This is a genomic window from Nonomuraea sp. bgisy101 (assembly GCF_057708945.1).
In genome coordinates this window covers 462336-484393 of sequence record NZ_JBYITD010000002.1, presented here as the reverse complement: position 1 = coordinate 484393, position 22058 = coordinate 462336, and the positions used below count along the sequence as shown (strand labels likewise).

The 22058-nt window shown below is 69.6% G+C and carries 20 protein-coding genes and 1 other RNA gene; 8 read left to right on the top strand and 13 right to left on the bottom strand.

All coding sequences use genetic code 11. The annotated features are described in order from the left end of the window. Positions 1–3 precede the first annotated feature (3 nt). Positions 4–1116 (bottom strand): sensor histidine kinase, encoded by a 1113-nt coding sequence (locus AC3EO4_RS05825; protein WP_431894137.1) that lies wholly within the window; start codon positions 1114–1116, stop codon positions 4–6. A gap of 111 nt (positions 1117–1227) precedes the next feature. Between AC3EO4_RS05825 and AC3EO4_RS05820 the strand changes: the two genes are divergently transcribed. Beyond that, on the top strand, positions 1228–2298 hold the full coding sequence (locus tag AC3EO4_RS05820; RefSeq protein ID WP_431894135.1) for a hypothetical protein: 1071 nt from the start codon (positions 1228–1230) through the stop codon (positions 2296–2298). Here AC3EO4_RS05820 and AC3EO4_RS05815 read toward each other — a convergent pair. The 6 genes from AC3EO4_RS05815 to ftsE all read right to left on the bottom strand — a co-directional run bounded on the left by AC3EO4_RS05815 (position 2217) and on the right by ftsE (position 7506). Then, entirely contained in the window at positions 2217–2723 is a 507-nt protein-coding gene (locus AC3EO4_RS05815) for a DoxX family protein (RefSeq protein ID WP_431894133.1), read from the bottom strand. The genes AC3EO4_RS05820 and AC3EO4_RS05815 overlap by 82 nt on opposite strands. 130 nt (positions 2724–2853) lie before the next feature. Beyond that, positions 2854–3239, bottom strand: a transfer-messenger RNA (tmRNA) gene (gene ssrA / locus AC3EO4_RS05810). A 285-nt stretch (positions 3240–3524) separates the two neighbouring features. Further along, complete coding sequence (locus AC3EO4_RS05805) at positions 3525–5399, bottom strand: penicillin-binding transpeptidase domain-containing protein (RefSeq protein WP_431894131.1); 1875 nt, start codon at positions 5397–5399, stop codon at positions 3525–3527. Continuing rightward, positions 5396–5863 carry an SsrA-binding protein SmpB gene (smpB, locus tag AC3EO4_RS05800; protein ID WP_379571356.1) on the bottom strand — a complete coding sequence of 156 codons (468 nt, stop codon included), beginning with the start codon at positions 5861–5863 and terminating at the stop codon, positions 5396–5398. The genes AC3EO4_RS05805 and smpB overlap by 4 nt, the downstream gene beginning before the upstream one ends. Positions 5864–5885: 22 nt before the next feature. Continuing rightward, positions 5886–6797 carry a permease-like cell division protein FtsX gene (gene ftsX / locus AC3EO4_RS05795; RefSeq protein WP_379571354.1) on the bottom strand — a complete coding sequence of 304 codons (912 nt, stop codon included), beginning with the start codon at positions 6795–6797 and terminating at the stop codon, positions 5886–5888. A 19-nt stretch (positions 6798–6816) separates the two neighbouring features. Beyond that, positions 6817–7506, bottom strand: a complete 690-nt coding sequence (gene ftsE / locus AC3EO4_RS05790) for a cell division ATP-binding protein FtsE (RefSeq protein ID WP_183649839.1) — start codon at positions 7504–7506, stop codon at positions 6817–6819. A 214-nt stretch (positions 7507–7720) separates the two neighbouring features. Here ftsE and AC3EO4_RS05785 point away from each other — a divergent pair, with 214 nt between their 5' ends. After that, a complete protein-coding gene (locus AC3EO4_RS05785) occupies positions 7721–7897 on the top strand; it encodes a hypothetical protein (protein WP_379571352.1) in 177 nt (58 codons plus the stop codon). A gap of 162 nt (positions 7898–8059) precedes the next feature. Here AC3EO4_RS05785 and prfB read toward each other — a convergent pair whose 3' ends face one another. Further along, complete coding sequence (gene prfB / locus AC3EO4_RS05780; protein WP_379571350.1) at positions 8060–9172, bottom strand: peptide chain release factor 2; 1113 nt, start codon at positions 9170–9172, stop codon at positions 8060–8062. 46 nt (positions 9173–9218) lie between these two features. On the opposite strand from prfB, the gene AC3EO4_RS05775 reads away from it, so the two are divergent. Both AC3EO4_RS05775 and AC3EO4_RS05770 read left to right on the top strand, forming a co-directional pair. Beyond that, positions 9219–10208 carry a DUF8094 domain-containing protein gene (locus tag AC3EO4_RS05775; protein ID WP_431894128.1) on the top strand — a complete coding sequence of 330 codons (990 nt, stop codon included), beginning with the start codon at positions 9219–9221 and terminating at the stop codon, positions 10206–10208. A gap of 73 nt (positions 10209–10281) precedes the next feature. Continuing rightward, positions 10282–10467: a hypothetical protein gene (locus AC3EO4_RS05770; protein ID WP_431894127.1), complete on the top strand. Its 186-nt coding sequence runs from the start codon at positions 10282–10284 to the stop codon at positions 10465–10467. A 12-nt stretch (positions 10468–10479) separates the two neighbouring features. On the opposite strand, the gene AC3EO4_RS05765 is transcribed toward AC3EO4_RS05770, so the two are convergent. The 5 genes from AC3EO4_RS05765 to AC3EO4_RS05745 all read right to left on the bottom strand — a co-directional run bounded on the left by AC3EO4_RS05765 (position 10480) and on the right by AC3EO4_RS05745 (position 17595). Beyond that, a complete protein-coding gene (locus tag AC3EO4_RS05765; RefSeq protein ID WP_431894126.1) occupies positions 10480–10980 on the bottom strand; it encodes a GNAT family N-acetyltransferase in 501 nt (166 codons plus the stop codon). 122 nt (positions 10981–11102) lie between these two features. After that, the gene (locus AC3EO4_RS05760) at positions 11103–15980 is read right to left on the bottom strand and encodes an NAD-glutamate dehydrogenase (protein WP_431894125.1); all 4878 of its coding nucleotides are present in this window, start codon (positions 15978–15980) and stop codon (positions 11103–11105) included. Between the two features lie 44 nt (positions 15981–16024). Beyond that, a complete protein-coding gene (locus AC3EO4_RS05755) occupies positions 16025–16804 on the bottom strand; it encodes a tryptophan 2,3-dioxygenase (RefSeq protein ID WP_379571342.1) in 780 nt (259 codons plus the stop codon). Positions 16805–16894: 90 nt separating this feature from the next. Continuing rightward, a complete protein-coding gene (locus tag AC3EO4_RS05750; protein WP_379571340.1) occupies positions 16895–17095 on the bottom strand; it encodes a zf-HC2 domain-containing protein in 201 nt (66 codons plus the stop codon). Then, a complete protein-coding gene (locus AC3EO4_RS05745; RefSeq protein WP_488186332.1) occupies positions 17095–17595 on the bottom strand; it encodes a sigma-70 family RNA polymerase sigma factor in 501 nt (166 codons plus the stop codon). The genes AC3EO4_RS05750 and AC3EO4_RS05745 overlap by 1 nt, the downstream gene beginning before the upstream one ends. Positions 17596–17755: 160 nt before the next feature. On the opposite strand from AC3EO4_RS05745, the gene AC3EO4_RS05740 reads away from it, so the two are divergent. The 4 genes from AC3EO4_RS05740 to AC3EO4_RS05725 all read left to right on the top strand — a co-directional run bounded on the left by AC3EO4_RS05740 (position 17756) and on the right by AC3EO4_RS05725 (position 22039). Then, the gene (locus AC3EO4_RS05740) at positions 17756–18376 is read left to right on the top strand and encodes a DUF4142 domain-containing protein (protein WP_379571336.1); all 621 of its coding nucleotides are present in this window, start codon (positions 17756–17758) and stop codon (positions 18374–18376) included. Further along, positions 18373–19833: a DUF1996 domain-containing protein gene (locus AC3EO4_RS05735; RefSeq protein WP_431894122.1), complete on the top strand. Its 1461-nt coding sequence runs from the start codon at positions 18373–18375 to the stop codon at positions 19831–19833. Before AC3EO4_RS05740 ends, AC3EO4_RS05735 begins: the two co-directional genes overlap by 4 nt. Before the next feature lie 62 nt (positions 19834–19895). Beyond that, complete coding sequence (locus tag AC3EO4_RS05730; protein ID WP_379571332.1) at positions 19896–20582, top strand: hypothetical protein; 687 nt, start codon at positions 19896–19898, stop codon at positions 20580–20582. Then, positions 20579–22039: an NADH-ubiquinone oxidoreductase-F iron-sulfur binding region domain-containing protein gene (locus AC3EO4_RS05725; RefSeq protein ID WP_431894121.1), complete on the top strand. Its 1461-nt coding sequence runs from the start codon at positions 20579–20581 to the stop codon at positions 22037–22039. The genes AC3EO4_RS05730 and AC3EO4_RS05725 overlap by 4 nt, the downstream gene beginning before the upstream one ends. Positions 22040–22058 lie beyond the last annotated feature (19 nt).

Here is a 22058-nt window from a genome sequence, read left to right as displayed (position 1 = left end):
CGCTCATCGTCCCAGAGGCAGCCGCGCCGCCAGCGACCACCCTCCTGGCACGGCGGTGGCCCGCAGCGTCCCGCCCATCGCCTCGACCCGCTCCCTCAACGCGGGAAGCCCGGACCCACCGCGCGCCTGCGCGGGAAGTCCGGACCCACCGCGCGCCTGCGCGGGAAGTCCGGACCCACCGTCCGCCTGCGCGGGAAGTCCCGACCCGCCGCGCGCCTCGCCCGGCTTCGCGCCGCCGGCTCCGTCGTCGGCCACGCTCACCATGAGCGCCGCGCCCTCGGCCCGGACGGTGACGTCCACTCTGGTCGCCTCGGGGGCGTGGCGGCGGACGTTGGTCAGCGCCTCGACGACGATCCGGTAGCCCAGTCCTGCCACTTCCTCAGGGACCTCGACGTCGTCGACGCTGAGCTCCACACGGGCGGGCCCCGCCGAGGTGAACCTGGCGGCCAGGTCGGCGAGCCCTGCCAGGCCAGGACTGTCGTGCAGTTCCAGCACGGTGCGGTCCAGCGTCGCCATCGCCCGCAGCCCCGCCTGTTCGACCCGCTGGAGCGCCGCCAGCGCCTGGGCGGGCTCGGCCGCGCCGACCACCTGCCCTGCCTGCGCCTGCGCCACCATCTCGCTGACGTCATGGGCGACGAAGTCGTGCAGGTCCCTGGCCAGGCGCAGCCGCTGCCTGGCCCGCTCGTCCTCGACCGCCCGCACCCGCCGGGTGTCGAGCGAGCGGAGGTAGAGGCCCACGCCTGCGACGCCGCACACGCCGAGACCCCAGAACGCGCACATCCCCAGGCCCTCCAGCGGCGAGGCGGGGACCATGTAGCGCAGCAGCCACACCGACGCGGCGGCGCCCGACAGCAGGCCGGACGGCACGGCCTGCCGTGCGGGGGACCGTCGGGCGATCAGGCCGACCAGCGCGGTCAGCGCGAGGCTCTCGGCCAGCCCCATCAGGTCCTCGCCCCTGCGCGGGCCGCTGATCACGTACCAGCAGGTGACCGCCAGGGACAGGACGGCGGCCACACAGGCCGCCGTGGGCAGGCGCACCCACCTGCGGGCGCCGCCGACGACCCCCCACGCCAGCACGCCCACCGCCGCGACCAGCGGCACCACCGAGAACTCCACGGCAGCCACGATACGGACATGCCGAACGGCACCCGGCGGGGCCCAGGGAACGGCCATTACCTGCCGAACGGCACATGGTCCCTGCCCGGGTGCCGGCCCGAGGCTGGAGTCATGACAACGATCATCTCGAAGGCGGGCCACGCGGCGGCCGTCTGGTCGGTCGGCTACGCGGCGCTCGGCGTGTCATGGGCGCTGGGCGCACCCGGTTTCCCGTGGGGCGCGAGCGACCCCGATCCTGACGGCCAGGGCTCCCTTCTGGCGTGGCTCTCCCCCGACCCCGGCGGCTGGTGGATCGCCGCCTTCGCCCTGGTCTGCCTGGCCACCTCGGTCGCGCTGCTGCGCGGACGCGGCAGGGCCCCGCTGATGGCCGCGTGGCCGCTGGCCGCATTCCTCGTACTGGTGGTGCCCGACTCCCGCCTCATGATGGGCGTGGCCTACACGCCGCTGCTGAGCGTGTCCGCCTTCCTCGACGGGCCGTGGGGAGAAGTCGGCCTCGGCGATGTGTGGCAGTGGCCGGTGGTCAACCAGCTGCTGTGCGTGCTCGGCGGCGCCCTGCTCGCCGCGGCCGCGGTGGCCGCCCAGCGCCGCCGCCGCGACGCTTGCGTGCCCTGCGGGCGTACCGACGACGGCGGGGGCTGGACGAGCCCTTCCGCGGCCGCCCGATGGGGGCGTACGGCCGTCGCCGTCGCCGTCGCCACCCCGCTGTTCTACTGCGCCACCCGGTGGGCGTGGGCGCTCGGCATCCCGCTCGGCGTGAGCGAGGGCTTCCTGGAGCAGGGTGACAGGGACGCGCCCGGCATCTGGATGGCGGGGGCCTACCTGGCGACCTTCGGCGCCCTCGGCGGGCTGCTGACCCTCGGGCTGGCGCAGCGCTGGGGCGAGGTCTTCCCCCGCTGGATGGTCGGCCTGCGTGGAAGGCGCGTGCCGCCGCTCCTCGCCATCGTCCCCGCCACCCTGGTCGCGATCATCATCACCGAGGCGGGCCTGACCTACATCAGGCGGTCGCTGGCGGGGGCCTTCGAACTGTCGGAGTGGGGCGCGTGGCTGCCCGAGTGCTTCTGGCCGGTCTGGGGCGCGGCTCTCGGCGCCGCCACTCTCGCCTACGCCTTGCGCAGGAGGGGTCGCTGCGCCCACTGCGGCCGCGGCGCCGAGGCCGCGGCCCAGAGCACGATGGCGATGTAGAGGATCTGCTCGGGGATCCGCTGCCAGAGCGGCGTGGCGGCCTCGCCGCCGAAGGGGATGTCGGCGACGGCGGCGTAGACGTTGGCGGGCAGCAGCAGCACGAAGAGCAGGGCGAGAGCGAGCCCGGCGGCCCACCGGGTCGAGCGGATCACCAGCCCGAGCGCGCCCAGCAGCTCGAACACGCCGGTCAGGTAGACCATCAGGCTGGGGAACGGCACGAACGGCGGCACGATGGCCACCATGTCGGCGTGGTTGGGCATCACGGTGACGCCTTCGGGGACGAAGTGGGCGCTGGCCGCCAGCACGAGCATGACGGCCATGCCGTGCGCGGCGGCCACCACCCAGGTGTCGAAGCGGCGCACGCCCAGCGCGCCCATGAGCCGGAAGACGAGAGTGCTCGCGACAAGAGCGATGAGGACGATCATGACTGTCTCCTTACCTTGGATAGTCACACTATCCAATGATGGTCAGGAGAGCAACGCCTTCGGTCGGCGAACGGACGCCCGGACAACAGAAAGGCCCGGTTCCCTCATCGGGAACCGGGCCTTTCTGGATCGGTGGAGGTGGCGGGAATCGAACCCGCGTCCTTCAACCCCAAGACAGGGCTTCTCCGGGCGCAGCCTGCTTAACGTTTTCTCAGCCCCGGCGCTCGCGCAGGCGCGTCACCGACAGGCTCAGCCACTGTTTGATTTCCCGCTCTCCCCCGTGGCCGGGTCGAGCGGTTGAGCCTTCTGACGATGCCAGACCCCGGGCCGAAGGCATGCCCGGGCTGACAGAGGTTTCGCTACTTAGGCAGCGAGAGCCAGGGAACCCTGGCCGACCTCAGTGCGCTTAGAGTTGGCACTTGTTTGTTTGCGGTCACAGGATTAACGAGGTTATGTCCGCAGTCCTCGGCCCGCTTCACCTGACTTGCAAGGTCAAAGTCGAAACCGATCACCCCCTGTGCAGTTGTCAACACGACCGCGAACGGCCGAGCAACACGAAGATACATGTGACAACACGGGGAACGCCAACCCAATTCCCGGGGCGAACCCCCGGAGGCGCGCACAACTGCGAAACACCCCCGGGGGCGACCGGCAGGGTCGTGCCGGTTTGGACGGCAGGACTTCCCCCGAGATGAAGTCCTGTCTCATCACGACGACCAGATCCGCAACCCCCCGATCGGGCCTGGTCACTTTGGAAGACGCAGCCGCGCCCGCCAATGGTTGCTCAGTGTGAGAATAATTTCACGCAGGGTTGCGAAGCGCCGAGAAGAAGCGGCCCGCGTAGGAGGCGGGGTCGGCCTCCTCGGCGAAGACGGCCACGGCCACATCGCCCTGCCACCCCACGAACCACGCCTGCTTCTTGCTCTTGCCCGTCACCGGGGCGGTGATGCCCGAGACCTGCTCGCCTCCCGTGGCCGCCGCGGCCGCCGTACCCGACGTGACGCCCGCGCGCATCATCGCCTGCAGGACCGGCAGCGTCTTGGCGTCCAACGTCACAGGCGCGGGCGGCTTGGCGGGCAGCACCTCGGCGGTCGGGTCAGGCGTGGCGGGCTTGACGACCAGCAGCGGCGGCCGCCAGGTGCCCTTGGCGACGGCACCCGCGACCAGCGCCATCGCCAGCGGGCTGACCTCGACGTTCTGGCCCGCGATGGCCCTGGCCTTGTCGGCGTCGGAGTCGAGCTTGGCGATCTTGCCGCTGAAGGACTTCAGCGGCAGCTTCCACGGCTTGCCCAGGCCGAAATCGGCCGCGGCCCCGGTCAGCTCGTCACCGGTGACCCTGCGGGCGAGCGAGGCCAGCGCCGTGACACAGCTCTTGGCGAAGCTCGACTGGAAGCTCTGCGTGGCGGTGGCCGACAGCCCCACCTGCTCGAACCTGGCCCCGCCGACCGACCGCTCGGCGGGACAGGACAGCCGCTGGCTCGGCTTGACGCCCTTCTTCAGCAACGCCTCGGCCGCGACGATCGAGAAGGCGGTGCCCGCGGGGTACTTGCCCGCCAGCGCGTCCTTCTCCTCGTTGAGGTTGTGGGAGGCGCTCACCGCGAGCACCTCGCCCGTGGAGGCCTTGACCGCCACCATCGTCGCCGACCTGGTGCCCGCGAGCGCCGCCTCGGCGGCCTCCTGGATCGTGCTGTCGATCGTGGTCTCGACGGGCGCGTTCGGCCGCCCAGGCCACTTCTTGAGCTCGGCGACCTGCTCGCCGGTCTTGAGGTCGAGCGTGACCACCGAGGTCTGCGTGGAGCCCGTCAGGTTGTCCTGGTAGGCCTTCTGCAGCCCGGTCAGGCCGACGGAGTCGCCCGCGCGTTGCGGGCCGCCGAGCTCCTGCTCGGTCTCGGCGGTCAGCGCGCTCACCGTGCCCACGATCTGCTCGGGCGCGGCGGGCGCCACTGGCTGCTTCTGCTCCTGGATGGTGACGCCGGGGATGGCCTTCAGCTTGGACTCGAGCTGGCCGAACTTCAGCCGGCCGAAGGTGACCAGCGGCACGAACGTGCTGGGCGGCGCCGACCTGACACGGCTCAGCAGCCGGTCCTGGGCGAAGCCCGTGAGCGCGGCGAGCTGCTCGACCGCCTTCTCGGCGTTGTCGCCGAGCGTCACGGGGGTCACACCTGCCACGTAGAGCGTGGCGTCCTTCTGCAGCGGCTCGCCCGTCCGGTCGAGCACCGAGCGGCGCGGCTCGGGCTTGGCCTCCACCGCGAACCGCTGCCCCTCGTGCAACTGGGGGTGGATGACGCTGGGCGACCAGCGCACCTTCCACACGCCGTCGACCAGGTGCAGCGGCAGCTTGCTTGTGTACTCCCACAGCGAGTTGTTCTCGCCGAGGTCGACCTCGGCCGCGAAGTCGGCCGTCGACTCGCCGCCGTTCTCGGTCAGGCTCTTGATCTTGAAGCGGAAGGAGGCCGCGTCCAGGTGCACGCGGGCGTCCTCCAGCGCCCTGGCGACCGCCGTCGGGTCGCCGTCGGTACGGCTCGCCGCCAGGGCGTAGTCGCCCGACTGCCAGCCGACGAGGAAGTCGCGCACGGCCTCGTGCGCGGAGGGCTCCTCGAAGCACCCGGTCAACGTCATGCCGGCGACCGTCATCGTGACGGCCGCCGCCAGGACTCTGCGAACGTGAAGTCTCATCGGTTGCGGTGGCGGACGGCCCGGGCCATCTCCCGCTTGTCCTGCTGTTCCTTCAAGGACTGGCGCTTGTCCCAGTCCTTCTTGCCGCGGGCGAGCCCGATCTCGATCTTGGCCCTGCCGTCCTTGAAGTAGAGCGACAGCGGCACGATCGTCAGCCCGCCCTCCTTGACCTTGGCGGCGAGCCTGTCGATCTCCTTGCGGTTGAGCAGGAGCTTGCGCTTACGGCGGGCGGCGTGGTTCGTCCACGTCCCCTGGGAGTACTCGGGGATGTGGACGTTGAGCAGCCACGCCTCACCGTCGTCGATGGACGCGTAGCCGTCGATGAGCGACGCCTTGCCCGCGCGCAGCGACTTGACCTCGGTGCCCTGCAGCACCAGGCCCGCCTCGAAAGTGTCCTCGACGTGGTAGTCGTGGCGGGCACGCTTGTTCTGGGCGACGAGCTTCCGCCCGGTCTCACGTGGCATGCTTCGACCTTACCCGGGTTCGTCAGACCCTCAGGTAACGGCGAAGCGTCACAAACGACGCCAGGACACAGATCACCACGCCGATGATCATCGTGAAGGTGATGACCTGAGCCACGTCGTTCCATCCGAGCTGGCTGTTGGCGGCGAACGCCGAGGTCGTCCCCTCGAACAGGAAGACCTTCGCCACGATCAGCATGACCGCCGCCACCACGCCGCCGACCAGGCCCGCGATCATGCCTTCCATCACGAACGGCAGCTGGATGTAGAGGTTGGAGGCGCCGACCAGCCGCATGATGCCCGTCTCTCTGCGCCGGTTGAACGCCGAGAGCCGCACCGTGTTGCCGATGAGCAGGATCGCCGCGAGCACCAGGATCAGCGCCACCGCAAGCGCGGCGTAGCGGAGCTTCTCCAGCATCCCGAAGAAGTTCTCCAGCTGTGCCCGCTGGTCGATGACCGTGGAGACGCCCTTCATCCCCTTGGCGGCGGCGATCACCGGCCCGTACTGGTCGGGGTCCTTCAGCTTGATGCGGAACGACTCCGGCATGTCGTTGACGTCGACGACCTGCGCCAGGATCGAGTTGCTCGACTGCGTCTTCTTGAAGTTGTCGAAGGCCATGTTCTGGTCCTCGAAGATGACCTTCTCGACATTGGGCACCGCCTGCAGCTGCGTCTGCAGCTGCGCCTGCTCGGCCTCACCCACGCCCTTCGGCGACGCCTTGCAGGAGGGGAAGGGAGAGTCCTTCTTGCACAGGTAGACCGAGACCTCGACCTTGTCGGACCAGTAGGTCTTCATCAGGCCGACCTGGGCGTTGATCATCAACCCGACGCCCAGCAGGGCCATGGCGACAGCCACGGTGACGATCACCGCGATCGTCATGGTCAGGTTGCGACGGAGGCCGATCCAGACCTCGGAGAGGATGAAGTTCGCCCGCATGTTCTGCCTATAACTCCTGTCAGTACGCCTGGCCGTAGACGCCACGCGACTGGTCGCGGACGATCTTGCCGTCCTCCAGCTCCACGACCCGCTTGCGCATGGAGTCGACGATGGCGGCGTCGTGCGTGGCCATGACGACAGTGGTGCCGGTCCTGTTGATCCGGTCGAGCACCTTCATGATGCCGATGCTCGTGGCGGGGTCGATGTTTCCCGTCGGCTCGTCGGCCAGCAGGATCATAGGCCTGTTGACGAACGCGCGAGCCATCGCGACTCGCTGCTGCTCGCCGCCGGACAGCTCGTCGGGCATACGGTGCGCCTTGCCCTCGAGACCGACCAGCTCGATGACCTCGGGCACCACCTTGCGGATGAACCGCCTCGGCTTACCGATGACCTCGAGCGCGAACGCCACGTTCTCGTACACGTTCTTGTTCGGGAGCAGCCGAAAGTCCTGAAAGACGCAGCCGATACGGCGGCGCAGGTGCGGCACCTTGAAGTTGGACAGCCTCGCGAGATCCTTGCCGGCGACGTGGATCGCGCCGGAGTTGGGCTTCTCCTCCTTGAGGATCAGCCGCAGGAAGGTGGACTTCCCGGATCCCGAGGGACCGACGAGGAACACGAACTCGCCCTTGTCCACGTCTACAGACACGTGGTCGAGAGCGGGCCTGTTCTGGTTCGCGTAGACCTTGGTGACATTATCGAAATGGATCACGAGCGCATCACGACGTGCCAGTCTAGGGGTCGGGACGGAAATGAGGGTGGCACATGCCCACTTCCCACCGCCCGCCAGCGGGGACGCCCATCTTTACTGATGATCGACGTTCCGCTTGGCTGCAGGACAGTCTAGGGGGAAGACTGGCATGGAACGTCCATAACGGAAACAAAACGATTCTGTTGCCTGAGAACCGTCTAGAGTGGATGGTGACATGAGTTGCGAACACCTCGTCTGCGCCCAGTGCGCCCACCCGGTCATCGAGGGTCGCTGCGCCCTGTGCCGCGCCAACCGTGAGCGGATGCACCAGCACGGGATCTCCCCCATGCTGATCCTCATCGCCCTGCTGACGCTGCTGTTCCTCGCGCTCGCGCTCCAGCACCTGGTCTGACCCCTCCGCACGGCAGGCAGGCCGTCACGCCGTTCCCGCGTGCCCGCAGAGCGCATGTGTTCCCGCATGCCCGCAGAGCGCGTGAAGGGACCGCATGACGTGACGGCAGGAGGCGCCCGCCGATGACCACGGGGGCGCCTTCGCGTGCGTGCCGTACGGGAGCTACTCCGCGCTCTCCTGGCGGCGCATCCAGCGGATCTCGCTCTCGATGAAGTCGTCGAGGTCGCCGTCGAGCACCGCCGTGGGATTGCCCGCCTCGTGACCCGTGCGCAGGTCCTTCACGATCTGGTACGGGTGCAGCACGTAGTTGCGGATCTGGGTGCCCCAGGAGGTCGTCGAGGCGCCGCGCAGCTCCGACATCTTCTCCGCCTCCTCCTGCCGCTTGCGCTCCAGAAGCTTGGCCTGCAGCACGTTCATCGCCGAGGCGCGGTTCTGCAGCTGGGAGCGCTCGTTCTGGCAGGAGACCACGATCCCGGTCGGGATGTGGGTGATGCGCACCGCCGAGTCGGTGGTGTTGACGCCCTGGCCGCCGGGACCGCTGGAGCGGTAGACGTCGACGCGCAGGTCGTCCTCGTTGATGTCGATGTGGTCGGTCTGCTCGACGACGGGCACGATGTCGACGCCGGCGAACGAGGTCTGGCGGCGGCCCTGGTTGTCGAAGGGGCTGATGCGCACCAACCGGTGGGTGCCGTGCTCGCCGCGCAGCGTGCCGTAGGCGTAGGGCGACTTGATGGTGAACGTCGCCGACTTGATGCCCGCCTCTTCGGCGTAGGAGGTGTCGTAGACCTCCGTGGAGTAGCCCTTGCGCTCGGCCCAGCGCAGGTACATGCGCAGCAGCATCTCCGCCCAGTCGGCCGCGTCGACGCCACCCGCCTGCGAGTTGATCGTCACGAGCGCCTCGCGGGCGTCGTACTCGCCCGAGAGCAGCGTGCGGACCTCCATCGCGCCGATGTCGGACCGGAGCGCGGCCAGCTCCTTGTCGGCCTCCGCCTTGGTGTCGGCGTCGTCCTCCTCGGCGGCCAGCTCGAACAGGACGGTCAGGTCGTCGATCCTGCGACCGAGCGCCTCGACGCGGTTGAGCTCGCCCTGCAGGTGGGACAGCTTGCTGGTGACTTTCTGGGCCTGCTCAGGGTCGTCCCACAGATCGGGCGCGGCCACCTGCTGCTCCAGCTCCTCGACCTGCTTGCGCATGGAGTCGAGGTCGAGAACGTCCTGAATGCTCCGCAGCGTGCCCGCGAGCGCGTTGATCTCTTCTGCCGGATCGATGTCTGCCACGTCTACCAAGGGTACGCGACCTGCGCGCACCCCATAACATGGCGAGGTGCGTGCATACGGGCGGCGTGGATGGGCGGCTCTCGCCGCCGGCGTGCTGGCCGCGGCGACGGCCTGCTCTGCCTCGGGCGCGCCGCAGCCCTCTCCCGTGGCGGCCACCGTGTCCGTCACCCCCACTCCCACCACCGCTCCGGGGGTGTCGCTGAGCGAGGCGGCCAACGCCTTCTCCGAGTACATCCTCACCGACGACCTGCTGCGCGCCGCCGGCGACCGGCGGCTGGCAAGGGAGATCACCCGCGACGGCCGCACCGATCTGGCCAACGCCGAGTACGCCTCCACCCGCGACCGTCCCGCCCGCTACGCCTGGGGCGCCCCGTCCTTCCTCGTGCCGAGGCTGCGCCCCGACGAGCCGCTGTGGTTCACCGTCGTCGTCCCGCGCGACGGGCGCACCGCCGTCCTCACCTTCGCCAAGGGCACCGACTGGCGGCTGAGCTCGCTCTCGCTCCTGATGCCCGGGGAGAAGCTGCCCGAGGTGAAGCGCGACGCGGCGGGCTACGCCGAGACCGTCGGTCTCGACGACAAGAGCGTCCAGATCAGCCCGCGCTACGTCGCCCCGCTCCACGCCACCATCGCCGAGCGCGGGCCTGCGGGCATCGCGGCCAACCTCGTCGCACCCGGCATCTACACGACCGAGACGGCCGCCACGATCGCCGACAACAGGACGGACGCCAAGACCGACGGGTTCCGCTACGACTCGATCTTCACTCCCGCGGACTTCCCCGTCTACGCGCTGCGGACCGTGGACGGCGGTGCGCTGGTCCAGTACTCCCTGCTGAGGACGACGTCGATGACCAACGTCGTGTTCGTCAACCCGTTCCTGCCCATCCCGCCCGACGGCCGATGGGCGCTGGCGCGCGACTCCTACAGCCACGACACGAAGATCTACGAGACGCAGCAGTACGTCGCCGCGCTGCCGCCCGCCGCCGCGGCCACGGTGATCGGCTACGACGGCGCGATCACGAGGGCCAACGGCACCTGACCGGCGCCCTCATGCGTCGAGGTGATCGAGCAGCTTCTGGCTGATCGACGTCAACTGCCGGAGCTCGTCGGCCGTGAGCACGTCGATGAGGTTCGCCCGCACACTGCGCACGTGCGGCGAGGCGGCCGCGCGCAGCGCTCCAGGCCCTCATCGGTCAGTACGGCCGGCCACCCGCGCCGGTCGCCTGGTCGCCCGCGCCCAGGCCGAGCGGGTGGTGCGCTTCGCCCGCGTGCTCAGGCCCGCGCCGGCGGCGGCCTGAGCCGCCGCCAGGTCAGCGACTCCTGCGGTAGCGCGTCATCGGGCCGAGCAGGCCTGGCACCGACTCGAAGGCGGTCATGCCGAGCCGTTCGACGACCGCGACCGACGCGGCGTTGCCCTCGTCCACCTCGGCCAGCACCTCGGGCAGGCCGAGCGGGCCGAGGGCGTGCTCGACCACGGCGCGAGCGGCCTCGGTGGCGTAGCCCCTGCCCCACGCGGCAGGCGCCAGGCTGTAGAAGACCTCGAGGCCGAGGTCCTCCAGCGGCCTGAGCCCCGCCGTACCGATCAGATCGTCCCCGCCCTTCTCCCTGATGAGCCAGAGGCCGTGCCCGGCGGCGGCGAAGCTCCGTGTGCTGTCCTCGATGGCCTCGGTGATCTCTTCGGGAGACAGGATCGCCCCGTCGAAAAGGAACCTCCGTACGTCCCCCGCGGTCCAGTGGGCGAGCAACCCGGCGTGGTCCCGTGGGGTCACGGGGTGCAGGGCCAGGCGCTCGGTGGTGAGGATGTGGTCCACGTCCGTCAGGCTACCGAGGCCGGCGATCCCCGCTCGATCGAGTCGACGACCGCGCCGTTTTCGCCCCCTGCGGGCCGGCCCGAGCCGGGGCACGCGGAGCGCCCCGGCTCGGATCCATGCCGTCAGGACTCGTGCGGCGGCAGGCTGCTCGTCGCCACCAGCGTGCGGATCGCCCGCAGCGCGACCGACAGGGTGGCCAGGTCGAAGTTGTCGCTCTCCCAGATCTCCGACAGCGTCTGCCTCGCCCTGGAGACCGCCGCCGAGTTCACCTCCGTCCACCTGGCAAGCCGCTCCTCCGGCGACGAGCCCGGCGTGCTGTGCGCCAGAACGTCGCGGGTGAGGGAGGCGTGCGCGGCGTACAGATCGTCGCGCAGGGCCGAGCGGGCCATCGAGTTCCACCGGTTGTCACGCGGCAGGGCGATGACGCGTTCGCGCAGGCGGGCGAACTGGAGCCGGTCGGCGAGGTCGAAGTAGACCTCGGCGACCTCGTTGACGGGCTGCCCCGTCACCGAGGAGATCTCCACCAGGTCGAAGGTGGAGTAGGCCGGCACCATGGCCGCGACCCTCTCGGCCAGCTCGAACGGGACGCCCTTCGCGACGAAGCTGTCGCGGCGCTCCTCGTAGGCGAGCAGGTCGGGCCCGGTGAGGAGCTTGGGCAGGTGGGTGAGCAGGCCGTTGACGCCCTTGACGAAGAAGTTCACCGAGCTCGCCAGTTCCAGCGGCGGGCGCCTGTTGGCGAGCAGCCAGCGGGTGCCGCGCTCGGTGAGCTTGCGCGACTCCAGGAGCATCGCCAGCTGGGTGCGGGAGTCGACCTTGTTGTCCAGCTCCTCGACGCCGCGGTGGAAGCTGGCCAGGTCGAAGACCTCCCTGGTGACCAGGTAGGCGCGGACGATGTCCTGGGTGGAGGCGCCGGTCTCCTCGCCGAAGCGGAACATGAACGTCGTGCCCGCCGAGTTGACGAGCTCGTTCACCACGCAGGTGGTGATGATCTCGCGGCGCAGCGGGTGGGCGTCCATGTAGGTGCGGAAACGCTCGCGCAGGGCGGAGGGGAAGTACGACACCAGCCACGACGCCAGGTAGGGGTCGTCGGGCAGGTCGGTGCCGAGCAGTTCGGCGTCGGCCACCAGCTTGGTGTAGGCCAGCAGCACGGAGAACTCGGGCGCGGTCAGGCCGATGCCCGCCTGGCGGCGTTCGGCGAGGGTCTTGTCCGACGGCAGGAACTCCAGCTCCCTGTTGACCAGCCCTTCGCGCTCCAGGCGGCGCAGGTAGCGGGCGTGGACGTGGAGCATCTCGGGCGCCTGCGCGCGGGCCGCGGCCAGGACGACGTTCTGCGCGTAGTTGTCACGCAGAACCAGGCCGGCGACCTCCTCGGTCATCGAGGTGAAGACCTGGTTGCGCTGCTTGTCGGTGAGCTCGCCGTCACGGACGACCTGGTCGAGCAGGATCTTGATGTTGACCTCGTGGTCGGAGGTGTCGACGCCCGCCGAGTTGTCGATGAAGTCGGTGTTGACCAGCCCGCCGTTCAGGGCGAACTCGATGCGGGCCAGCTGGGTGAAGCCCAGGTTGCCGCCCTCGCCGATCACCTTGCAACGCAGATCGCCCGCGTTGACGCGCAGCGCGTCGTTGGCCTTGTCGCCGACGTCGGCGTTCGACTCCGTCGAGGCCTTCACGTAGGTGCCGATGCCGCCGTTCCACAGCAGGTCGACCGGGGCCCGCAGGACCGCGCTGATGAGGTCGTTCGGCGGCATGCTGTTGACGTCGGACGGCAGGTCGAGCGCCGCCCGCATCTGTGGCGTGATCTGGATGGACTTCGCGGTGCGCGGGAATACTCCGCCGCCCGCCGAGATCAGCTCTGTGGAGTAGTCGGCCCACGAGCTGCGCGGCAGGTCGAACAGGCGCTGCCGCTCGGCGAAGGAGCGCGCGGCGTCAGGATCGGGGTCGATGAAGATGTGGCGGTGGTCGAAGGCGGCGACCAGGCGGATGTGCTCGGACAGCAGCATGCCGTTGCCGAAGACGTCGCCCGACATGTCGCCCACGCCGGCCACGGTGAAGTCGGTGGTCTGGACGTCGACGCCGGTCGTGCGGAAGTGGTACTTCACCGATTCCCACGCCCCGCGCGCGGTGATGCCCATGGCCTTGTGGTCGTAGCCGATGGAACCGCCGGAGGCGAAGGCGTCGCCCAGCCAGAAGCCGTACTCTGCGGAGACGCTGTTGGCGATGTCGGAGAAGGTCGCGGTGCCCTTGTCCGCCGCGACGACGAGGTAGGGGTCGTCGCCGTCGTGCCGTACGACGTCGGCGGGCGGCACGACCTTGCCGTCGACCAGGTTGTCGGTGAGGTCGAGCAGGCCGGAGATGAACATCCGGTAGCAGGCGATGCCCTCGGCCATGACCTCTTCGCGCTTGCCCGAGGCGGGCGGGCGCTTGACGACGAAGCCGCCCTTCGACCCTGTGGGCACGATGACGGTGTTCTTCACCATCTGGGCCTTGACCAGGCCGAGGATCTCGGTCCTGAAGTCCTCCATGCGGTCGGACCAGCGGAGGCCGCCGCGCGCGACCTTGCCGAAGCGCAGGTGCACGCCCTCGACCCTGGGCGAGTAGACGAAGATCTCGTAACGCGGGCGCGGCAGCGGCAGCACGCTGATCGCCTGCGGGTCGACCTTCAGCGAGATGTACGGCTTACGCCGCCCGTCGTGCCCCACCTGGTAGTAGTTGGTCCGCAGCGTCGCCTGGATCATCTCCAGGTAGGCCCGCAGGATCCTGTCCTCGTCGAGCGAGGCGACCTCGTCGAGCGCACCGAGGATCTCCTCGTGCAGCGCCTCGGCGAGATCGGCGCGCACGTCGTCGGAGCGCTTCGGGTCGAGTCTGGCCTCGAACAGCCGCACCAGTAGTCGCGACAGCCGTACGTTGCCGACCAGCACACGTTCCATGTACCGCTGGCTGAAGGTGGTGCCCGCCTGGCGCAGGTACTTGGCGTAGACCCGCAGGATCTCGACCTGCTCCCAGGTCAGGCCGCCCGCCAGGACCAGGGCGTTGAAGTTGTCGGCCTGCACGTCGCCGGTCCACAGGGCGCGCAGCGCGTCCTGGAACAGCCGCTTGAAGGCGTTGCGGTCGACGTCCTCCGACGGCGTGTAGCGCAGCCCGAAGTCGTAGATCCAGGCGTTCTTGGTGGCGGGGTCGTTGTCGCGGTCGATCTCGTACGGCCGCTCGTCGACCACCTCCACGCCGAGCCGCTGGATGAGCGGCAGCACGTGGGACAGGGAGATCGGCGAGCCGAGCTTGTAGATCTTCAGGCGCCGCTCGCCCTCGGCCGCGTCGTACGGCTCGTAGAGGTTGATGCCGATCTCTTCGTCCGGCTTGCCGTCCAGCTCTTCCAGGCGACGCAGGTCGACGACGGCCATCTTGGGCGGGAAGTCGGCCTTGTACCCCTCGGGGAAGGCCGAGTGGTAGCGCCTGACGAGCTGGGGAGCCTCCTCCTCGGTGGTCATCTCGCCGATGGCGGCGGCGAGGTCGTCCTCCCACGACCTGGTGATCGCGGCGAGTCGCGCTTCCAGCTCCTCCAGGTCGACCCCGACGTGCGGCAGCGGCTTCCCGCGCTCGCCGCGGACGACGACGTGCAGCCTGGCCAGCGCCGACTCGCCGATCATGGCGCTGTAGTCGAGCGACTTGCCGCCCAGCGCCTTGAGCAGGATCTCCTGCATCCGCAGCCTGACCTTGGTGGTGTAGCGGTCGCGGGGCAGGAAGACCATGCACGAGATGTAGCGGCCGTAGTCGTCGCGCCGCAGGAACAGCTTGACCTGCTTGCGCTCGCGCAGGCGCAGCACGCCGAGCGCGATCGGCACCAGCTCGTCCACCGGCGTCTGGAACAGCTCGTCACGCGGGTAGGTCTCGAGGATCTCGATCAGATCCTTGCCGTCATGGCTCTCGGGGGTCAGCCCCGCGTGGTCGAGCACCTCGGCGAGCTTGCGCCGCAACACGGGGATCCTGGAGATCGACTCGTTGTAGGCGACGTGGGTGAACAGGCCGAGGAAGCGGCGCTCGCCGATGACCTCGCCTTCGGGCGAGAACATCTTGACCCCGACGTAGTCGAGGTAGGCGGGCCGGTGCACGGTGGCGCGCGAGTTGGCCTTCGTGATGATCAGCAGCTGCTTCTCGCGGGCCTTGGCGCGCACCTCCGGGGGTAGCGCGGAGAAGCTCTCGGAGCCCGGTCTGTCGGCGCGCAGGATGCCGAGAGCCGCGCCGGGCAGTGAGCGCAGCGCGGTGCCCTCGTCGGACTCCTCCAGGCGGTACTCCCTGTAGCCGAGGAAGGTGAAGTGCCCGTCGGCGAGCCAGCGCAGCAGGTCGAGGCTGTCCTCCACCTCGGCGGGCTCCAGCGGCGGCGGGTTCATCGACAGGTCCTCGGCCGTCTGCACGGCCAGCGCCCGCATCTTGCGGAAGTCCTCGACCGCGTGCCGCACGTCGGACAGCACGCGCAGCAGGTCGGCCTCGATCGACCTGAGCACCTCGGGATCGGCCTGCCTGTCGATCTCGATGTGCATCCAGGACTCGACCAGCATCATCCCCGTGACGTCTTCCTGGCCCTGGGTGAGGACGCGGCCCGTCATGTCGCGGCGGACCCGCAGCTGCGGGTGCACGACGAGATGGGTACCGATGTCATGCCTGGCGAGCTCCATCGTGACGGAGTCGACGAGGAAGGGCATGTCGTCGGTGACCACCTCGACGACGGAATGGCCCGGGTCCCAGCCGTTCTCTTCGACGGAGGGCGTGTAGGCCCTCACCACCGCCCTGCCCTGCGGCCGCACCTCGGCAAGCTGCCGGTGCGACATCGCGGGGCCGTACACGTCGACCGGGTCGCGATCGAGCAGGTCGTCGGCCGCCACGTGCCGGTAGTAGACGCGCAGGTAGGCCAGAGCCTCCTCGGGGCTCCCGTGGTCGCCGCTGCCTGCCGCGCTGACCTGCGCGGCGTTCTGGAGCAGCTCATCCTTGGCCTCGTCGAGCGGCATTTCGCTCTCACTCCTTTGTGAGGGGTCGCCATATCGGAAGCTGGTCACAACCAGCCTCTTAGTTCCCACAACAGGGGGAAGTAGTACAGACGCGTGCGTTCCCGGAGGTACGGCGCGCCGGTCGAGCCACCGGTGCCCGACTTGGTGCCGATCTGCCGTTCGACCATCTGGACGTGACGCATGCGCCACAACGCGCACGTCTCGTCGTGCGTCAGCAGATCCTCGGCCAGTTGCCACAGGTCGTCGTGCGTCCTGCGGTCCCTCGCCACGACCAGCAACGAGGCCATGATCTCCTCATCGGAGACGGCGAGGCCGCGCTGGGAGAGGGCGGTGAGGTAAGCATCCCACAGCGTCGGCTCGTCCAGCCTGCTGCGCAGTCTGGCGAGTTCGGCGGCGCTGGCGTTGCGCATCCGCTGGAGATAACGGGGGTCCTTGGCTCCCGACAGGAACTCCAGCTCGCGGAACTGGACCGACTGGAACCCGCTGGCGGGCGCCAGCTTCGAGCGGAACTCGAGGAAGTCCTGGGGCGTCATCGTCTCCAGGACCTCCACCTGCTCGACGAGGACGCGTTCGACGGCGTGGACCCGTTTGAACAGATGCCTGGCCTGCCACAGCTCGCCCGCGACCATCGCGGCCCTCGCGCCCTCCAACTCGTGGAGCAGCAGCTTGAACCACAGCTCGTAGACCTGGTGAACGGTGATGAAGAGCAGTTCGTCGGGAACGGAGGACTGGGGTTCCTGCTGTTCGAGCAGGGCGGGCAGCCGGAGGTATCCGCCGTAGGACAGGCGTGCGCCCTCCTCGCCGAAACTCCGGTCAGGAGGCATGGCTCCTGTCCCCACCACCGGGCACCTCCCCCAACAGCCCGGTCCTCGTTGACCGGACGTACCCGATATCACCCGAAAAGCCCACAGACGTCAACGTGACATAGGTATAGGGGGGTCGTCATCCTCCGACGCCGAGGTCTGGAGCTTGAGGTTGTCGAGCAGATCGGGAACATCTCGCAGTTCCCTCAGCTCGGTCTGACACCGCTCACACGAGTCGAGGTGGCGCTCGAACTCCTGAAGATCAGCCTCATCGAGGACTCCGAGCACGTAGGCAGCCACCTCCGGATGCATCAGCCGGCAACCCCCTTGTCCCGCAGCAGCCCCCGCAGAGCCCTGATCCCGTAATAGAGCCTTGACTTGACCGTGCCAGGCGGGATCCCCAGAATCTCCGCCGCTTCACTAATCGTACGATCCCTTAGATAAGTCTGCTCGATGACTTCGCGGTGTTCTTGCGACAGGCTTCGCAGCGCGTCGGCGACCACGATCGCCGACAGCGCCCGATCGCAGCCGTCGGAAACGGCGACGGTGTCCACCTCTGGCGGCTCGACCTCGTGCGGCCGGGCGCTCTTGCGGCGTCTTCCGTCGATCACGATGCGGCGGGCCACGGTGAGCAGCCACGCCCAGACAAGGCCGGGCTCCCACTGCAGCCGGTCGGAGTGCCGCCAGGCCCTGACCATCGTCTCCTGCACGACGTCCTCGGCCCACTGCAGATCGTTCCCTGTGGTCTTGCGCACGTGGCGGAGTAAAGGCCCGCCGAACTGCTCATAGAGCGCCTGTATTCGGTGCTCCATGTCGTCGAGGTGACCTAGCACGGGGCACATCTTTACACCTTCGTTATCGCCTCGGTAGTCACTCCGATAACTCCAGTCATTTCTGACTATCTCGACACTTGCCGTGAACCTGCTCCGTCGGAAGCGCGTACCTCCGACCATGCACAGGCTTCTACGCCGCATGCCCGCCACCGGAGAGCTGCTCCTGCTGGGGGGCTTCGCCATGGCGGCCGTGGTCACGGTGCTGCTGGTCATGCCGGGGCCCGCCGCCCTCACCTCGCCGGTGGCGCCGACCACGTCCGACCAGGATCTGCTGATCAAGGTACGGCAGGCCGGCCTCTGGGAGATCCCCACCGGGCAGCAGGCCCAGCAACGGGCGCTCAGCGCGCGCGTCAAGGACGTCGGCAAGCACCTGGTCGAGGACCACCAGAAGCTCGACAAGGAGGTCATCGCGGTCGCCTCACGCCTCGGCGTGGTGCTGCCCAGCCAGCCGACGGCCGACCAGCAGCGCTGGATGGCCCAGCTGTCCACCAAGACCGGCGCCGCCTACGACAAGGACTTCGCGAACCTGCTGCGGGCCGCCCACGGCAAGGTCTTCAGCGTGATCGCCCTGGTCAGGGCCGGCACCAGGAACGACGAGATCAGGAAGTTCGCCACGACGGCCAACGCGTTCGTGCTCAAGCACATGACGCTGCTGGAGAGCACGGGGCTGGTCGACTACGACGCGCTCCCTGAGCCTCCCACGCCTTCGCCCGCTCCCGTCGCCATCGCGGCGGCCGATTCAAGGAGAGAGAACCAGTGATCGCATCCAGACGGTTGGCCGCGGCCATGTCGTCGCTGGCCCTGGTGGCCGGCGGCATGGTGTCCGCGGCCGTCATACCCGCCATCCCCGCCTTCGCCGACCACTGCGACCCCGCAGGGCACCCCGAACAGAACCAGCAGGGCCAGAACCAGCAGGGGCAGAACCAGCGCCAAGGGCAGGGCCAGGATCAGGGAGAGGGCCAGGACCAGGGGCAGGGGCAGAACGGTGACCAGGGCCAAGGGCAGACAGGCGGCGCGCTCAGCCCGGTCGACCCCACCCCGTCGCCGACCGTGGCAGGGAACGGCGACCGCCGTACAGGACAGGATCCGCGAAACCCGCAGGACCCCGGCAACCAGCAGGCCCCGCAGAACCCACAGAACTCACAGAACCCGCAGGATCCGCGCGACCAGCAGGACCCGACAGACCGGCAGGACCAGCGCGATCCCCAGAACCCGGACGACCAGCAGAGCCAACAGGACCCCCGGAACCAGGACCCGCCCGAGGCCCAGCCCACCGAGTCCGAGCAACCGCAGAACGCACGACGAGGTCGCCCCACCCCCTCCCCCACCCCTTCCGATGGTGGGGAGGACTGCGCCGACCTGGGCCCGTTCGTGACCGACTTCGTCAACATCCGCGACGTCCAGCCGGGCGGCAACCTCCTGTCCACTCTCAGGTCGGGCTCGAGGGGCACGTTCGTCTCCCAGTGCGGCACGAACGGCAACCGCCACAACAACCCCGACAACTTCATCGTCGCCCCCGGGGTCTCGAACGGCGCCCACCACCTGCACGACTACGTGGGCAACGTGTCCACCGACGGCTTCTCCACCGACCAGTCGCTGGCCGCGGCGGGCACCACGTGCAGGTTCGACGACAGATCCACCTACTTCTGGCCCGTGCTCAGGAACAGGAAGGTCGACGTCAATCTCAACGACCCCGACGGCAACGTCGGCCAGGTGCTGCGCCCCCGCCAGGCGATCATGCAGTTCCGCGGCAACGCGGCGAGCAGGGTCAGCGCCATGCCCCGCTTCCTCAGGCTGATCACCGGTGACGCCAAGGCGGCCACGAACGGCGGCGCCAACGCGCGCGCCGCGTGGACGTGCACCGGTTTCACCAACCGCATCACCACCAAGTACCCGCTGTGCCCGCGCGGCAGCCTCGTGGTCAGGGTGCTCGACTTCCCCAGCTGCTGGGACGGGCAGAACACCGACAGCGCCAACCACAGGACCCACGTGGTCTTCCCCGGCCAGGGCGGCGGCTGCCCGCAGGGCACGAGAGCCGTGCCGCAGCTGCGGATGATCCTCACCTACAGCGTGCCCCAGGGCCCGTCCTACGCGCTCGACGCCTTTCCCGAGCAGCTGCACAACCCGGTCACCGACCATGCCGACTTCGCCAACGTCATGCCCGACCGGCTGATGTCCTTCGTCGTGAACTGCATCAACCGCGGCAGGCGCTGCTAGCGGGTTCACCGTCGACGACTTCCCGGGCGGCACACCTCACCCATCTCCCTGGGAGGGAATCGATGCTCCACAGAAAGCAGCCGCGCCACGCGGGTCTGGACACCAGGCAGATGCGCCTGGGCGCCACCGCGTCGGTGACCGCGCTGATCCTGTCGGCCGTCGCGCTGGCCCGCACCGAGCGCGGTGTCCAGCTGCTCAACAGCGGCCTGGGTTTCCTGGAGTTCTACGTGGGCGTGTTCGCCCTCGTCACGCTGACCGCCACCGTGGCGCTCGGCCTCATCACCACCGAGCGCGTCTTCCTCTCGGCCCCCAACAGGATCCGCGCCCAGTTGGCCCACAGGGTCGGCGCGGCGACGGGGATGGCCTTCCTGCTCGTCCACGCCGCGCTGAAGGCCTCCTCACTGACCGGCCTCATCGCGCTGGCCCTGTTCGCGCTGGCCACGACGACGGGGGTGACGCGCGGCTGGTTCGCGCACACACCGCGGCCGTGGATGTGGCGGGTGCTGCACGGCGCCGCCTATCTGGCCTGGCCCGCCGCGATCCTGCACGGGCTGACCGCGGGCCGTGCTCCCGCCGGGTGGGTGGCCTGGTCCTACGTCGCCTGTCTCGCGGCGGTCGTGTCCGCGTTGCTGATCAGGGCGGTCGCGACGCTTCGCAGGCCGCCGGCCGTACCGGAGGTCGTGGAGGAGCCCGTGGTCGTCGGTGAGCTGGTCAGCCTGGATGACCTGCGCAGAAGGAGGGCGGGATGATTCCGCACAGGGTGCCGCGCGTGCTGAGGCTCGCGCCGGCCAGGCTCACGGCGGGCCTCGACCACTGCAGGCGGCTGGACCTGCCCGCGCACAGGGCGCTGCACGGCGAGCCCGCGCGGCGCGAGCTCGACACGCTGATCGCCCTGGCCGAGGAGGTGGACCTGCGTGGCCGCGGAGGGGCCGCGTTCCCCTTCGCGCGCAAACTCCGCGCGGTGACGCCGGGCGAGAGGGTGGTGCTGGTCAACGCGGTCGAGGGCGAGCCCGCCAGCGCCAAGGACTCGATGCTGCTGGTCCGCACCCCGCACCTGGTGCTGGACGGCGCGCTCCTGGCCGCCGAGGCGCTGCGGGCGCGCGAGGTGGTCATCGCCACCGTGGAAGGGGAGGTGGCGCACGCCTCCATGATCGCGGCACTGGAGGAACGCCGCGCGGCGACCGTGTCAGGAGCCGCCGAACGGTACGGCGGGCGGATGCGCGTGGTCGGCCTGCCCGAGCGGTTCATCAGCGGCGAGGGCGGCGCGGTCGTCCGCGGGGTGAACGGGCTCGACGCCGTCCCCGCCGGGCGCAGGCGCAGGGCGACGGAGGAGGGCGTCGGCGGCCTGCCCACGCTGCTGTCCAACGCGGAGACCTTCGCCCAGCTCGCCGTCCTGGCCGAGCTGGGCGCGATCGGGTACGCCGAGGTGGGCACGCCGCGCGAGCCGGGCACCGTCCTGCTCACCGTGGGCGGCGAGGCGGTCGTCGAGGTGATGACGGGCGTCCCGCTGGCCACCGTGCTGGAGGAATGCGGGCTCGACCCGGGCGAAGGGGTGCTGGTCGGCGGCTATCACGGGGCGTGGCTCAGCGCCGAGGCCGCCGCCGGCGCCGTCGTCTCCCGCGAGGGGATGCGGCTTGCCGGAGGCGTGCTCGGGGCGGGGATCGTGGTGCCGCTTCCCACGACGACCTGCCCGCTGGGCGAGGTGGCCAGGGTCACCGCCTACCTGGCCGCCCAGTCGTCGGGGCAGTGCGGCCCCTGCCGTCTGGGGCTGCCCGAGGTCGCCAGGACGTTGTGCGCCCTCACCGAGGGCTCGGGCTCCGCCGACGACGTGCGGCGTGCCGTCCGATCGGTGGAGCGCAGAGGCGCCTGCTTCCACCCCGACGGGACCGCGAGATTCGTGCTGTCGGCCCTGGACGCCTTCGCCCTGGACGTGGAGCGCCACGAGGAGCGCGTCTCGTGCGGGCGGCCCATCCGCGGCGCGCTGCCGCTTCCTGAGGCGGAGGACGAGCCGCGCTACCAGCTCGACGTCGACTGGACCCGCTGCCAGGGTCACGGTCTGTGCGCGCACCTGCTGCCTGAGTTCGTGGACCTGGACGACCACGGCTACCCGTCCTTCCGCGAGGTGCCCGGCTGGATGGGCAGGGACGCGCGAAGGGCGGTGGAGATGTGTCCCGCTCTCGCCCTCCGTCTGGTGTCGGGCCAGTGATCCGAATGTGACCAACCAG

Excerpts from the sequence above, each read along its gene's own strand:
- AC3EO4_RS05820 (WP_431894135.1), top strand. The coding sequence starts at position 1,228 with ATGACAACGATCATCTCGAAGGCGGGCCACGCGGCGGCCGTCTGGTCG.
- AC3EO4_RS05815 (WP_431894133.1), bottom strand. The coding sequence starts at position 2,723 with ATGATCGTCCTCATCGCTCTTGTCGCGAGCACTCTCGTCTTCCGGCTC.
- AC3EO4_RS05805 (WP_431894131.1), bottom strand. The coding sequence starts at position 5,399 with ATGAGACTTCACGTTCGCAGAGTCCTGGCGGCGGCCGTCACGATGACG.
- smpB (WP_379571356.1), bottom strand. The coding sequence starts at position 5,863 with ATGCCACGTGAGACCGGGCGGAAGCTCGTCGCCCAGAACAAGCGTGCC.
- ftsX (WP_379571354.1), bottom strand. The coding sequence starts at position 6,797 with ATGCGGGCGAACTTCATCCTCTCCGAGGTCTGGATCGGCCTCCGTCGC.
- AC3EO4_RS05785 (WP_379571352.1), top strand. The coding sequence starts at position 7,721 with ATGAGTTGCGAACACCTCGTCTGCGCCCAGTGCGCCCACCCGGTCATC.
- AC3EO4_RS05760 (WP_431894125.1), bottom strand. The coding sequence starts at position 15,980 with ATGCCGCTCGACGAGGCCAAGGATGAGCTGCTCCAGAACGCCGCGCAG.
- AC3EO4_RS05755 (WP_379571342.1), bottom strand. The coding sequence starts at position 16,804 with ATGCCTCCTGACCGGAGTTTCGGCGAGGAGGGCGCACGCCTGTCCTAC.
- AC3EO4_RS05750 (WP_379571340.1), bottom strand. The coding sequence starts at position 17,095 with ATGCATCCGGAGGTGGCTGCCTACGTGCTCGGAGTCCTCGATGAGGCT.
- AC3EO4_RS05745 (WP_488186332.1), bottom strand. The coding sequence starts at position 17,595 with ATGGAGCACCGAATACAGGCGCTCTATGAGCAGTTCGGCGGGCCTTTA.
- AC3EO4_RS05740 (WP_379571336.1), top strand. The coding sequence starts at position 17,756 with ATGCCCGCCACCGGAGAGCTGCTCCTGCTGGGGGGCTTCGCCATGGCG.
- AC3EO4_RS05730 (WP_379571332.1), top strand. The coding sequence starts at position 19,896 with ATGCTCCACAGAAAGCAGCCGCGCCACGCGGGTCTGGACACCAGGCAG.
- AC3EO4_RS05725 (WP_431894121.1), top strand. The coding sequence starts at position 20,579 with ATGATTCCGCACAGGGTGCCGCGCGTGCTGAGGCTCGCGCCGGCCAGG.